Origin of the sequence: Arenibacter antarcticus, from assembly GCF_041320605.1 — a bacterium.
GTDB classification, from domain to species: Bacteria; Bacteroidota; Bacteroidia; order Flavobacteriales; family Flavobacteriaceae; genus Arenibacter; species Arenibacter antarcticus.
In genome coordinates, this window is record NZ_CP166679.1 from 3,967,174 (window position 1) to 3,980,730 (window position 13,557).

Annotated in this window: 10 protein-coding genes; 8 read left to right on the top strand and 2 right to left on the bottom strand. The window is 39.5% G+C overall.

Annotation, left to right across the window (positions count from 1 at the left end; all coding sequences use genetic code 11):
• Positions 1-63: 63 nt before the first annotated feature.
• Positions 64-1,872, bottom strand: coding sequence for a glycoside hydrolase family 15 protein (locus KCTC52924_RS16330; RefSeq protein ID WP_251805827.1), 1,809 nt, complete (start codon positions 1,870-1,872; stop codon positions 64-66).
• Between the two features lie 103 nt (positions 1,873-1,975).
• Between KCTC52924_RS16330 and KCTC52924_RS16335 the strand changes: the two genes are divergently transcribed.
• The 8 genes from KCTC52924_RS16335 (at position 1,976) to KCTC52924_RS16370 (ending at position 12,623) form a co-directional block, all read left to right on the top strand.
• Positions 1,976-4,189: a bifunctional alpha,alpha-trehalose-phosphate synthase (UDP-forming)/trehalose-phosphatase gene (locus tag KCTC52924_RS16335; RefSeq protein WP_251805828.1), complete on the top strand. Its 2,214-nt coding sequence runs from the start codon at positions 1,976-1,978 to the stop codon at positions 4,187-4,189.
• A gap of 278 nt (positions 4,190-4,467) precedes the next feature.
• Positions 4,468-5,799: a M28 family metallopeptidase gene (locus tag KCTC52924_RS16340; protein WP_251805829.1), complete on the top strand. Its 1,332-nt coding sequence runs from the start codon at positions 4,468-4,470 to the stop codon at positions 5,797-5,799.
• Between the two features lie 309 nt (positions 5,800-6,108).
• Positions 6,109-7,734, top strand: a complete 1,626-nt coding sequence (locus tag KCTC52924_RS16345; RefSeq protein ID WP_251805830.1) for a M1 family metallopeptidase — start codon at positions 6,109-6,111, stop codon at positions 7,732-7,734.
• Between the two features lie 143 nt (positions 7,735-7,877).
• A complete protein-coding gene (locus KCTC52924_RS16350) occupies positions 7,878-8,612 on the top strand; it encodes an NYN domain-containing protein (protein ID WP_251805831.1) in 735 nt (244 codons plus the stop codon).
• A gap of 19 nt (positions 8,613-8,631) precedes the next feature.
• The gene (locus tag KCTC52924_RS16355) at positions 8,632-9,315 is read left to right on the top strand and encodes a DUF2490 domain-containing protein (RefSeq protein ID WP_251805832.1); all 684 of its coding nucleotides are present in this window, start codon (positions 8,632-8,634) and stop codon (positions 9,313-9,315) included.
• Positions 9,316-9,319: 4 nt separating this feature from the next.
• Positions 9,320-10,531: a bifunctional alpha/beta hydrolase/OsmC family protein gene (locus tag KCTC52924_RS16360; protein ID WP_251805833.1), complete on the top strand. Its 1,212-nt coding sequence runs from the start codon at positions 9,320-9,322 to the stop codon at positions 10,529-10,531.
• A 110-nt stretch (positions 10,532-10,641) separates the two neighbouring features.
• A complete protein-coding gene (locus tag KCTC52924_RS16365) occupies positions 10,642-11,229 on the top strand; it encodes a superoxide dismutase family protein (RefSeq protein WP_251805834.1) in 588 nt (195 codons plus the stop codon).
• Positions 11,230-11,534: 305 nt separating this feature from the next.
• The gene (locus KCTC52924_RS16370) at positions 11,535-12,623 is read left to right on the top strand and encodes a Gfo/Idh/MocA family protein (protein ID WP_251805835.1); all 1,089 of its coding nucleotides are present in this window, start codon (positions 11,535-11,537) and stop codon (positions 12,621-12,623) included.
• On the opposite strand, the gene KCTC52924_RS16375 is transcribed toward KCTC52924_RS16370, so the two are convergent.
• The gene (locus KCTC52924_RS16375; protein ID WP_251805836.1) at positions 12,618-13,514 is read right to left on the bottom strand and encodes a hypothetical protein; all 897 of its coding nucleotides are present in this window, start codon (positions 13,512-13,514) and stop codon (positions 12,618-12,620) included. The genes KCTC52924_RS16370 and KCTC52924_RS16375 overlap by 6 nt on opposite strands.
• Positions 13,515-13,557: the final 43 nt, after the last annotated feature.

Consider the following 13,557-nt stretch of genomic DNA (forward strand, 5'->3'; position numbering starts at 1 on the left):
TATAATCCCAAGGGGATTAAGGGAAGGAAGATGCGAACTGATAGATTGATGGATCAATAATTACTACTCCTTATTTTCCAAAGATTCGATAATACCCATTTCACTATGCTTCTTAGAAAAGTTCATAGCACATTCAATTAATGCCAAATGAGAATAGGCCTGTGGAAAATTACCAAGCAACCTTTTAGTCTTAAAATCAATATCTTCACTAAATAGACCTAAATGATTACTATAACTCAATAGTTGCTCAAAATGTGCTATAGCTTTTTCTTCCTCTCCTATCTTGAACAGGCTATTGATAAACCAGAAGGTACAAATGGTAAAGGAGGAAGAGGGCAACCCAAAATCGTCCTCATTTTTGTAACGGTATAGAAGTCCCTCATGACAAAGTTCTTTTTCAACGGCATTTACGGTACGCACAAATTTTGGATCCATGGCATCTATAAACCCGTAAGATTCCATTAAAAGCACGGAAGCATCCATATGCGAAGATCCATAGGATTGTGTAAAGGCTTGTTTCTCCTCGTTCCAGGCATTTTTATGAATATCCTCTCTTATTTGCCTTTCCAAAGTACGCCATTTTTTCAATTTGCGTTTTTTTCCAAAAATCTCAGCAACCTTTATCGCTCTATCGATGGCTGTCCAGCATAGCACCTTTGAAAAGGTAAAATGCCTATTTTCGGTCCTAAATTCCCAAATACCCTTGTCCGGTTCCTGCCAATGATTCCCTACGATCCATACAATACCTTTGGTAATGTTCCATAGTTCCTCCCCGTTTTCAATATCTGTAGTGAATTTTTCCAGTTGGGTGTAGATAACATCCATTAAAATACCGTAAATATCGTGCTGACGTTGCTCGTAGGCTGCGTTACCAATCCTTACTGGCTTAGACCCCATATAGCCGCTCAAATGATCCAAGGTGTGCTCTGTCAGCTTCTTTTCCTTGTTGATGCCGTACATAATCTGTAATTTTTCATCCTTGTCCGGGATAAGGTCTATTATAAATTGTAGGTATCGCTTGGCAATATTTTTATGGCCTAGATCGGAAACTACCTTAATGACCATGGAGGCGTCCCTAATCCAACAGAATCGGTAATCCCAATTCCTTACCTCCCCTATAGTTTCGGGCAAGGAAGTGGTAGCTGCTGCCAACACTGCGCCAGACTTATCATAACTGAGCATTTTAAGGGTAAGGGCACTGCGTTTTATTTGTGTATTGTACTTGTGGTAGGTAGGCGTTTTATTGGACCAATTTAACCAATAAACCTTGGTGCGCTCCATTTCAAGATACACTTTTTCTAAACTAGGATTTAGAATTTTCTCGTTATACCCCAATAGGAAGTAACCGTCCTGTTCCAAGGTTATTTCCTCCCCGTTTAACACTTTCTGATTGCTAAAAGAGGTATATAGGAAAACGGTATCAAATTTTATTTCATGAGTGAGGCTAACGATGAAATCCTCTTTTATATAAGTGTTTGTTGAGCCTTGGGCATATTCCAACTTCGGGTTGTACAACACTCTAAAGACCGGGCTTCCATATACATACCTTATAAATCTCACGATTTCCGGGGGAGCATTGTACCCTTCTTTCTCTTTGTGGTAGCGGGGCATAAAATCGTGGACTTCAAAAATGTTCCTTCCGTCAGAGAAACGGGTAACCAAAATGGCGGTATTAGGAATATATTCCTGATTAATGGAATAATTATCATCGACCAATATCTCAAAACTACCTCCTTTTTTCTCGTCCAATAGTTTTGCAAAGATGGATGCTGAATCAAATTCAGGTAAACAACACCAATCCAAAGACCCGAATTTTGAGACCAAAGCGGCGCTTCTACAATTTCCTATTATACCATAATCTAAATTATCCATATCCATAAAATTGTAATTGTAAGGATTTAAAAATAGGATTTACCCTTGATTTTGTCGAAATTTAGGAAAATATAATACCAAAAACATCTGAAAACCTCATTTTATGTCCAAAACTATCATAATCTCAAATAGGTTGCCAGTACAATTACAAATTGATAATGGCAAAATTACGGCGACCCCCAGTGTTGGTGGATTGGCTACTGGAATGAAATCTGTACATTCTGGAGGCGATAGTCTTTGGATAGGATGGAGTGGATTAACGGACGACGAAATTCCTCCGGGATTGGCTCCTGAAATAGACAAAGCATTGGCGAAACACGGGTCCTCTAAAGTTAATTTAACTTCAGAAGAAGTAGATGGCTTTTACTACGGTTTTAGCAATCGTACTATTTGGCCGCTTTTTCATTATTTCTTGGAGTATTCTGAATTTGAACTGGAAAGTTGGGAGATTTACAAGTCTGTTAACCAAAAGTTTGCAGATGCCATTTTGGAAAAAGCAGATGATGACGATATTATTTGGGTACACGATTACCAATTGATGCTGGTGCCCCAAATGGTTAGGGAGCAACGCCCCAACGTATCTATAGGTTTCTTTCTGCACATACCTTTTCCCTCCTATGAAATATTTAGGACGCTCCCCTGGCGTAAAGAGGTACTACAAGGGTTGTTGGGATCGGATCTGATCGGTTTCCACACCTATGATTACGAACGACACTTTCTGAGTTCCGTAAGGCGACTTCTAAGTCTGGAGGTTAGTTTTAATGACATTTATATGGATGACAGGGTCATTAAGGTTGATTCTTTTCCAATGGGGATCGATTATAAGAAATTTAGAGATGCCGCTAAAAAACACGATGAAAATAAGGCGGAAGAACGTTCGGAATTACAAAAAAGATTGGATATGCACAAAGCAAACCAACCCGAGGCCAAGTTTTTACTGTCCATTGACCGGTTGGATTATTCCAAGGGGATTGCCAAACGGCTTAATGCATTCGAATATTTTCTAAACAAGCATCCAGAATATAAGGAGAAGGTAAGGCTTATTATTTTAGCGGTGCCTTCCCGTTCCAATGTTCCCCAATATCAATTATTAAAAAAGGAAATAGATGAATTAGTGGGGAGGATCAACGGAGAGTTTTCAACGGTAAGCTGGACTCCTATCTGGTATTTTTACCGATCCATGCCATTTGAAAATCTTATAGATCTCTATACTTCCTGCGATATTGCCTGGTTGACCCCTATAAGGGATGGGATGAATTTGGTGGCAAAGGAATATATTGCTACTAGGACAGATAAGACCGGGGTTTTAATCTTGAGTGAAATGGCCGGATCTGCCAACGAAATGAATGAATCGCTTCTTATAAACCCCAATAACTTTGAGGAGATTTCAGAAGCATTGTTCCAAGCGATAAATATGCCTAAAGAGGAACAACAGGCTAGAAACGCCATATTGCAAAAAAGATTGGAAAGGTATAATGTAGAAAAATGGGCGAACGACTTTATGACTTCCCTTCTCAACCAAAAACAAAACGAAACCCAACATAAGTCGCGCAAACTTACCCCTACACGTGCTAAGGATGTGGGCAAGAAATTTAGATCTGCCAAAAGAAAGTTATTGTTTCTGGATTATGACGGCACTCTGGTCGGCTTTCACAATGATCCCCAAAAAGCAAGTCCGGATAAAGAATTGTATGCCCTCTTGGATAAGCTTGCGGCACAGGAAAATACTGACCTTTATTTAATAAGTGGTAGGGATAAGGAAACCTTTACCAAATGGTTTTTGCCCAAGAAATACAATATGATCGTAGAGCACGGGGTATGGATCTCGCAAAACGGGGAAGAATTTAGAATGTTGGAAAACGTTAAAAAGGACTGGATGGAGAAGATTCAACCAGTGCTGGAATCTTTTGTAGACCGCACCCCCGGCAGTTTTATTGAGGAGAAAAACTATTCTTTGGCATGGCATTACCGAAATACGGATCCAGATTTTGGTATAAAACGGGCCACGGAACTCAATACCGTACTCACCAGCCTGATTGCCAATGATGACCTAAGTGTTCTGAACGGTAATAAGGTGATGGAGATTAAGAGTAGTAATGTAAACAAAGGACGTGCGGCCATGCGCGTATACTCCGAAGAGGAATATGATTTTGTATTTGCCATTGGGGATGACTGGACGGACGAGTTTATGTTCCAGGAACTACCTGAGTCCGCAATTACAGTAAAGGTTGGTCGCCATAAGACCCAAGCCAAGTATTATGTGGAAAGTAATGGAAATGTAAGAGATTTGCTCAATAAATTTATCGATGTAGATTGATTATGGAACAGGGGGGAATTCTGTGGGGAATCCAGAAATGATTTACTTTTTAATTGATCCCTTAAGTTATGATCATTTTCTGTGTTTTATAAAACTCAATTTTAACCAAATTTCACTAAGAAATGCGCATGACCGAAAACTGGTCGCAAATACGAATGAAAATAAGCGAATCAGACTGCAGCCAGACAGGTTTATCTACCGCAAGGTAAGTGTAGCCGAAGGACCCCGTACTAAGCGCAGTCGAAGTAGTACCGTTATAAAACAATAAATAGCTACCTATGAGAATACTCCTTACGTCATTGGTGTTTTTGCTGGTCTATTGTGCCGAAGCCCAGACCGATCAGCGTATTTACAATATAATTGAAGAGGTCTCAGCAGATCGGATAGAAATAGATATAACAACTCTTGCCAATTTTGGCACAAGGCATACTTTAAGTGATACCCTCTCAAGTACCCGTGGTATTGGCGCCGCAAGAAGATGGATAAAGAAGGGATTTGAGGAAATCTCCAAAAACTGCAATAATTGTCTTGAAGTGTCCTTTCAAACAGACTTGGTTAAAAAAGGTGAAAATCAGCGTATTGGAAACGATGTTTTGGTGGTAAATGTGGTGGCCGTCCAAAGAGGTTCCAAATATCCTAATCGTTATATTATTATGAGTGGGGATATAGATTCCCGCGTTAGCGACCCCAACGATTTTACCTCGGATTCTCCCGGTGCAAATGATAATGCAAGTGGTATGGCGGGTGCTTTGGAGGCCGCAAGGGTGCTGTCTAAATACCAATTTGAAAGTAGCATCGTTTACCTAGGGCTATCGGGTGAGGAACAGGGTCTATTTGGAGGGCAGGGATTTGCAAAATATGCCAAGGAAATGGGATGGGATATCATTGGTGTATTTAACAATGATATGATTGGAAATATAAGTGGCGTAGATGGAATCATCAGTAATACCGATTTTAGGATATTTTCCGAACCCGTGCCCCCTACAGAAACTGAAAAAGAGCGGAATAGTCGTAGGTTTTACGGAGGAGAGGTAGACGGAATATCTAGGCAATTGGCACGCTACGTACACAGAAATGTGGAAACCTATATGCCGGAAATGAACCCGATAATGATCTATAGGTTAGACCGCTTTGGAAGAGGCGGACATCATAGGCCCTTTAACGATGCTGGTTATGCTGGGATACGGATTATGGAAGCACATGAGAATTACACCCAACAACATCAGGATATTCGAGTTGAAGGAGGAATTGCCTATGGCGATGTACTAGAACATGTGAATTTTGGATACGCCAAGAAACTAACTGCGGTAAATGCCATAAATATGGCCTCACTGGCATGGGCCCCTCCTGCCCCAAAAGAGGTGGGTATTGGGGGTGTAGTAGCCCCTTCAGTCAGGCTCCAATGGAGTCCCGTAGAAGGTGCAATAGGCTATAAGATCTATTGGCGGGATACCACCTCCCCTACCTGGGACCACAGTAGGTATGTTGGCGATGTTACCAAATTTACTTTGGAGGGAATTGTAATCGATAATTTTTTCTTTGGGGTATCTGCTGTTGGGGAGAATAACTTTGAAAGTGTAGTTGTTTTTCCAAACAAAATTATGAGATAATAAATTTACATGGGACATCATAATTAGTTTTAGTTCAGCATCGAAGGTTGGGCTAAAGCCCATTAATGTTGCAGATCATGAAACCACGGTCTAAAGACCGTGGCAATACATTTTTTGGGTTCGGCTTTCACTTGCCACGGCTTTTAAGCCGTGGTAAAGCTATCTCGCAAAAACGGGCTTTAGCCTAAACTGAAGTGCCCTGATTGTTTAGGTACCAAAATAAAATAATAAATTTGCCGCAATGGGCGGTTGTATATCACAATACATAACCATTAAACGGCATCAACACATATAATGATCAATTTTAGAATGAACAAGCTATTCTCTATTATACTTATCAGTATTATTTTTAACGCCTTCGGACAGCATCAGGATTTTACGGAACAAGATACGCTCCGAGGTAGTATAACCCCACAACGCGCTTGGTGGGACGTAGATTTTTATCACCTTAAAATAGAGGTTAAGCCAGATAAAAAATATATTTCGGGAAGTAATATCATTCGGTATACTGTTCTAAACGAATCCCAAGAGCTTCAAATAGACTTACAAGCCCCCTTAGTTATAGAAAAAGTGTTGCAGGAAGGCAAACGTTTAAAAGTTAGGACCAATGGTAGCGCCCATTTTATCAAGCTAAAAAAAAAACAACGCAAAGGGGATACCAATGAGCTTGTTGTTCATTATTCAGGGCATCCAAAAGAGGCTATCAATGCACCATGGGATGGTGGATTCTCTTGGAAAAAGGATGCTAACGGTAAGCCATTTGTTGCGACATCCTGTCAAGGTATAGGCGCCAGTGTATGGTGGCCCAATAAGGATCATATGTACGATGAAGTAGATAGTATGGCTATTAGCGTAACCGTACCCAAGGGTCTTATGGATATTTCTAATGGGAGGTTGAAGAAGGTAGAAAATCACACTGAGACAACCACCTATCATTGGGTTGTGGAGAATCCCATAAACAATTATGGGGTAAATGCAAACATTGGCGACTATGTGCACTTTGGGGAAACTTACAATGGGGAGAAGGGTGAATTGAGCATGGATTATTATGTACTTGAAGGGAATTTAGAAAAAGCAAAAAAACAGTTCCAACAAGCCCCAATGATGATGGAGGCCTTTGAATATTGGTTTGGCCCCTACCCTTTTTACAAGGATGGCTATAAGTTGGTTGAAGTCCCGTATTTGGGGATGGAACACCAAAGCTCGGTAACCTATGGAAACGGATTTGAAAACGGATACTTGGGAAGGGACCTTTCTGGTACAGGTTGGGGTTTAAAATTCGATTTTATCCTTGTACATGAATCTGGACACGAATGGTTTGCCAATAACATTACTTACAAGGATGTAGCTGATATGTGGATCCATGAGAGTTTTACGGGATATTCAGAAAGTTTGTATTTGGACTATCATTTTGGAAAAAAGGCAGCCGCGGAATATGTAATCGGGACTAGGGCAAATATTAAAAACGACATACCCATTATCGGTACTTATAATGTAAACAAGGAAGGTTCTGGAGACATGTATTACAAAGGTGCCAATATGGTGCATACCTTACGACAGCTTTTGGAGGATGATGAGAAATGGCGGTCTATTTTAAGGGGATTAAATACAGAGTTTTACCATCAAACAGTAACCACAGCTCAAATTGAGAATTATATTAGCGAGCATTCGGGTATTGATCTTACCGCATTCTTTGATCAATATCTCCGCACTACACAAATACCGATGTTACAGTATGATGTGGATAACAATAAAATCAGATTCAGATATACTGATATAGTCGATGGATTTGATATGCCATTGAAAATTGTTATGGATACTATGGAAGAATGGATATTTCCCACGAGAGAATGGAAAACTAAATCTTTTAACACAACGATAAAAACTATAGAGGTTGATGAAAATTTCTTCGTAAAATCGACAAAAATAGAATAAAATATATTTTTTCATTTTAATATAGTGCACCCTTCTGAAATTAGGTGTCTGTATAGCCTGATGGGCTAAAAATCTTCTAGTAAAGCTTGGAGGCACATTATCATTTATTAACTTTATCGAGAAACTTAAAAATCATTTAAATTATGGAAATTAACCTTGCAGTATTAATCGATGGCGACAATATTCCATCTGCTTATGTAAAGGAAATGATGGAGGAAATTGCAAAATACGGCAACCCTACAATAAAACGGATCTATGGGGATTGGACCAATCCTAAATTAGCAAAATGGAAAAACCTATTACTGGAGAACGCCATTACACCCATTCAGCAATACGCTTATACCACGGGGAAGAACGCAACAGATTCAGCTATGATTATAGATGCAATGGATATACTTTACTCCAACAAGGTAGGCGGCTTCTGCATTGTGTCCAGTGATAGCGATTTTACACGATTAGCGACCCGTCTGAGGGAAGCGGGCATGAATGTGATAGGAATTGGGGAGAAAAAGACACCCAACCCTTTTATAGTTGCCTGTGACAAGTTTATTTATATAGAAATTCTTAAGAATCAGAACGAAGAAAGTAATTCCGGAAGTACAGATCGCAAAAAAGATAAAAAATCTGATGTGGACAAGATTACCCAGAAGGAAATAAAACTGATCTCTTCTACTATATCCGATTTGGCAGATGAAGAGGGCTGGGCATTTTTAGGGGATGTGGGTAGTCTTTTACAAAAGAAACAACCCAACTTTGATTCTAGGAATTACGGATTTCAAAAACTAACTCCTTTAATTAAATCTATCAAAAATTTTGAGATAGATCAAAGGGAAAATGTCAAGGGGCGTTTTAAACTTATCTATGTAAGAAATAGATAATCAAAAAATCAAATAAAGTATGAGGAGAATTTTAGGGTTGTGCCTGTTTTTTTACGTTTTTAATCTAAGTGCACAAGAAACCGGAGATCATAAATTAGGTTCTTGGCATAATTATATTGGCAATACTATAATCTCTGAAAAAATAAGCCTGTTAACGGAGGTTCAGCTTCGCTTTTACGATCAGGCAGAAAATTTCAATGAGATGGTCCTACGCACCGGAGTGAATTACCACTTTGTTGAAAACGCCCACTTTACTGTAGGATATGCTTACCTCAGGACCGATGAAACTTTTGACGAATTCCCTGGTGAAATCAAGGTAAATGAGCATCGTGTTTTTGAACAATTTACCCTTAAGAACCGAATTTGGGAAATAGATATGGAACATAGATATGGTCTGGAACAGCGATTTTTAGATTTTGGGAATCGTACCGACGTTCAACATCGGGGAAGATATCGCTTACAGGTGACTTTCCCCCTGACCGATATTTTCTTTATCAACCTCTCCGAAGAAGTACTGCTAAACCTACAGGATGATATTTTTGATCAAAACCGACTTTATGCAGGACTTGGTGTCAATGTCACCCATAATTTGAGCGTGGAGGCCGGATTTTTAAAAACCCACTTTTCCCAAATCAATTATGAACGGCTGGTGATAGGTGTCAACTATAATCCCGACTTAAGGGGTATCTTTAAAAAAAAGTAAACCAATGAACCTTCAAAAAATTACGTTTTCCAATGCAAAGGGAGATACTTTGGTAGGGCGACTAGCATTGCCTGCCAACCGACATCCCCACAATTTTGTATTATTCGCCCATTGTTTCACTTGTAATAAAAACTTTTCCGCCGTCCGAAATATTAGTAGGGCTTTAACCTCAAACGGTTTTGGGGTGTTGCGGTTCAATTTTAGTGGCTTAGGGGAAAGTGAAGGGGAATTTGCAGATTCCAACTTCTCAGGTAATGTAGAAGACCTCGTGGAAGCCGCCAAATATCTTAAGGATAATTACGCTGCCCCCTCCTTAATCATAGGACATTCACTAGGTGGAGCGGCTGCGATCCTGGCATCCAAAGAAATAGATTCCGTTAAGGCTATTGCAACCATTGGCGCGCCATCAGACCCTAAACATGTAACACATATTTTTAAAAATAAACTGGAAGCCATTAAGGAAGATGGTCTTGCAGAAGTAAATATTGGCGGGCGAAGTTTTACCATTAAAAATCAATTTTTACTCGATTTACAATCGAAATCCCTAAAGGAAACTCTTAAAAACAATAGAAAAGCGTTGTTGATACTTCATTCTCCCCAAGATGGAGTTGTTGGGGTTAACAATGCAGAGGAAATCTACCTTGAGGCCCATCACCCAAAAAGCTTTGTCACTTTAGATGGGGCAGACCATTTACTAAGCAGATCTGAAGATGGAATCTATGCTGGAAATCTTATTGCATCATGGGTAAAACGGTATTTGGATATCTCCAAAATTGAAACATTGGACACCAAACATCAGGTAGTGGCCAGCTTAGATAAGGACGATGGATTTACTACCGAAATGAAAATGGGCAACCATTATATTACCGCAGACGAACCCGTTTCCTTTGGGGGGAACGACTTTGGGCCTTCTCCCTACGAATTTGTTTCAGCGGGACTATCGGCATGTACCGCGATGACCATACAGATGTACGCAAAAAGAAAAAAATGGCCCTTGGAAAACGTGGAAGTGCACATTACGTATCAAAAAGTTCACGCTAGTGACTGTGAAAATTGCGAATCACCCCAATCCAAGATAGATACTTTTGAAAGGGAAATAAAGCTTACAGGAAACTTGGATGAAGAGCAGATTTCAAAAATATTGGAAATTGCTGATAAATGCCCTGTTCACCGCACCTTGCACAATAAAATCATAATTAACACCAAAATTGTTTAAAAATATGAGGCTTTAATGGATTGTGTTAAAATCAATTTGATTTATGGTTGATACCCCTTAAAAATATCCTTAACTTTAATCCTTCAAAACAAATTTTAAAATTAGGACACATGAAAAAAATACAATTATTATCCTTGAGCCTTCTATTTATTGCAACTTACGGTTGTAAGGAAGTGAAAAAGGAAAGCAAGGAAGCAATGGATGAAATTGAGGCTACTGCCAAAGAAATGACAGAAAATAAAGAGGTGAAGACCCTTAAATTCTCATTGGAACCTAAAAGTGACAGTAATGTGAAGGGAGATGTGAGTTTTACCGAAGAAAACGGAACTGTAAGCATGACAGCTACTCTTACGGGATTAACACCAGGTGAGCACGCCATTCATATACATGAAAAGGCAGATTGTTCCTCTGCAGATGGTAAATCTACTGGCGGACATTGGAACCCTACATTTGCACAACACGGTAAATGGGGTGCTGAAGAAGGTTATCACCGTGGCGATATCGGTAACTTCACAGCCGATGCCGACGGTAATGCTACTGTAGAGTTTTCTACTGACGAATGGTGTTTAGGCTGCGATGACGAAACCAAAAATCTTTTGGGCAAAGCGGTGATCGTTCACCAAGGAGTAGATGATTTTGTTACACAACCTACTGGAGATGCAGGTGGAAGAGTAAGTTGTGCTGGAATTATAGAATAACTCATATTCCAAATAATCATTAAAAAGCTGCTATTTAGCAGCTTTTTTTATACCCGTAAAATACACTTTAATGGGATAACCAAATATAGTTTTACAAAGAATAAGCTAAGAACCTATATAGGTACTTGACCGATTTCTATAGCACACCTTTAATGATTCCGAGTTAAGAATAAATTTTATTTCCCTAAATATATCGCTAACGACAACACTCTTACTCTCAAGGAGTTCCAAACAGGGTTTAACATTTTAACTCAAAATTGATTTATTGGATTTCTTGTTGTAATTTATACACACAAATTTGGACTATGAAAAATAAAAGACGCATTTTTATCCAAAACACGGGAATAATCGCTGCCACTGCGGCGTTTTCCCCAAATGTATTGTTATCTGCAACCAGAGCATCAAAAGAGAAGCTTGGTATTGCCTTGGTAGGGTTAGGATATTATAGTACCGACCTCCTTGCCCCTGCCCTTAAATTGACGTCGAATTGTGAATTAAGAGGGATAGTTACGGGAAGTCCTGAAAAAATTCCCGCATGGAAGACCAAATATGGGATAAAGGACAAGAATATTTATGATTACAAGAATTTTGATAGTATAGCTAATAACCCGGATATTGATGTAGTTTATGTAGTGCTACCTCCTTCCATGCATGCAGAATATACCATCAGGGCAGCCAAAGCGGGAAAACACGTATGGTGTGAAAAACCTATGGCCCCATCAGTAGCTGATTGTGAGGCCATGATTAAGGCTTGTAAGGATAATATGGTGAAATTGGCCATTGGTTACCGTTGTCAGCACGATCCCAATATACAAGCCTATATGAAGGTAGGCAAAGAGCGACCATTTGGGAAGGCTAAAATGATAAGCTCGGCTGCGGGATATTTTGATGGGCGCTCGGATCATTGGAAACAAAGCAAAAAATTGGGCGGGGGTGCAATGGGCGATATGGGCGTCTATGCCCTGCAAGGTGCCCGTTTAGCTACTAGAGAGGAACCAATTTCCGTATTGGCACAAGCTTCTACTACCCGACCCAAAATATATCACGAAGTAGAGGAGACCATGATGTTTCAACTGGAATTTCCCAGTGGTGCCTTAGCGGCATGTCATACCAGTTTCGGCATCAATATGAACCATTTACATATCACTTACGAAAAAGGATGGCTAAAAATGGAACCTCATTCCAGTTATAACGGCAACAAGGGAAGTATGTCTGATGGAACGTTAATAAATTTCTCAATCCAAAACCAACAGGCCAAGCAGATGGATGAGGATGCCCTGGCAATTTTTAATAAAACGGATTTGATTGTGCCCGGTGAGGAAGGACTTCGAGATATTACCGTATTGGAGGCTATTTATAAATCAGCGGCACAGAATTGTGCGGTTAAATTATAATTGCTGGGAAAACTTGTTGATGACCATTTCTTTAAGTGGGTAACTCTGTATTGCCCAAATATGTAAATTCCCTTCTTCATCTACTTGTAAACCGGTTGCAGTACCAAAATCGACCTTCTTTTTACCATTAAAAGACTTGGTAAGCATCTTATCCATAATAGGAAAAAAGGATTCCGTCTCACTTACCAGAATTAAATCGGCATAACCCACATTATCATCACCGTTGTAGAACCCTATAGCGTAAATGGCCTCTTCATCCCGAATTAGATTAATAGATTGATAGGATGCCCAGTTTAAAAGAGCTGAAAAGCTTCCAAGCTTTTTTTGCACCTTATTTTTGGGATCAATATGGTAAAAGTCCCAATTACGGGAATCCCAATTAGCAACTACCATCAGATACTGATTATCCAGTGCCAGTAACCCAACAGCTCCAGCAGTTTGCTGTTCGGGCTTGCCATGCCTATCAACAGTAATTGTTGGCTGAGTATTATACAGATTATTATTGCTGAAATTATATAAGCAAACCTTTGACGAGGTTTTGATGAAATTATCTTCAATTCCAACAGCTAAATAGCCATTACTGACTTGGAATCCACCAGCATGTCTATACGGAGTTTTCATTAATGGAATAAGCGTATCTGTCTCCATTGTGGTCAGGTCTATTTGTAAAATATAGGCTTGCGAAAATGAGCTTCCAGATACAAGAAGCTTTTCAGTTCCATTATGCTGAATAACCTGCGCTCCTTGAAAATGACCTCTCTTGCTGGGAACGTTTATTTTGTTCCTCACCGAAATAATTTCAGGATTGGAACTAAGAGCTTTAAAAGCTTCGGGCACATCTTTTACTTGCTGCCCAAAACTTAAAACTGGAAATAATCCTAGATGGAACATTATACAAAGAGTGATTAAAAGTTTTCGTTGACCCATGGCTTAA

Bases quoted from the DNA above. Each gene is read 5' to 3' on its own strand.
- KCTC52924_RS16330 (WP_251805827.1), bottom strand. From the start codon at position 1,872: ATGGATAATTTAGATTATGGTATAATAGGAAATTGTAGAAGCGCCGCT.
- KCTC52924_RS16355 (WP_251805832.1), top strand. From the start codon at position 8,632: ATGAGGAGAATTTTAGGGTTGTGCCTGTTTTTTTACGTTTTTAATCTA.
- KCTC52924_RS16350 (WP_251805831.1), top strand. From the start codon at position 7,878: ATGGAAATTAACCTTGCAGTATTAATCGATGGCGACAATATTCCATCT.
- KCTC52924_RS16375 (WP_251805836.1), bottom strand. From the start codon at position 13,514: ATGTTCCATCTAGGATTATTTCCAGTTTTAAGTTTTGGGCAGCAAGTA.
- KCTC52924_RS16365 (WP_251805834.1), top strand. From the start codon at position 10,642: ATGAAAAAAATACAATTATTATCCTTGAGCCTTCTATTTATTGCAACT.
- KCTC52924_RS16345 (WP_251805830.1), top strand. From the start codon at position 6,109: ATGAACAAGCTATTCTCTATTATACTTATCAGTATTATTTTTAACGCC.
- KCTC52924_RS16340 (WP_251805829.1), top strand. From the start codon at position 4,468: ATGAGAATACTCCTTACGTCATTGGTGTTTTTGCTGGTCTATTGTGCC.
- KCTC52924_RS16370 (WP_251805835.1), top strand. From the start codon at position 11,535: ATGAAAAATAAAAGACGCATTTTTATCCAAAACACGGGAATAATCGCT.
- KCTC52924_RS16360 (WP_251805833.1), top strand. From the start codon at position 9,320: ATGAACCTTCAAAAAATTACGTTTTCCAATGCAAAGGGAGATACTTTG.
- KCTC52924_RS16335 (WP_251805828.1), top strand. From the start codon at position 1,976: ATGTCCAAAACTATCATAATCTCAAATAGGTTGCCAGTACAATTACAA.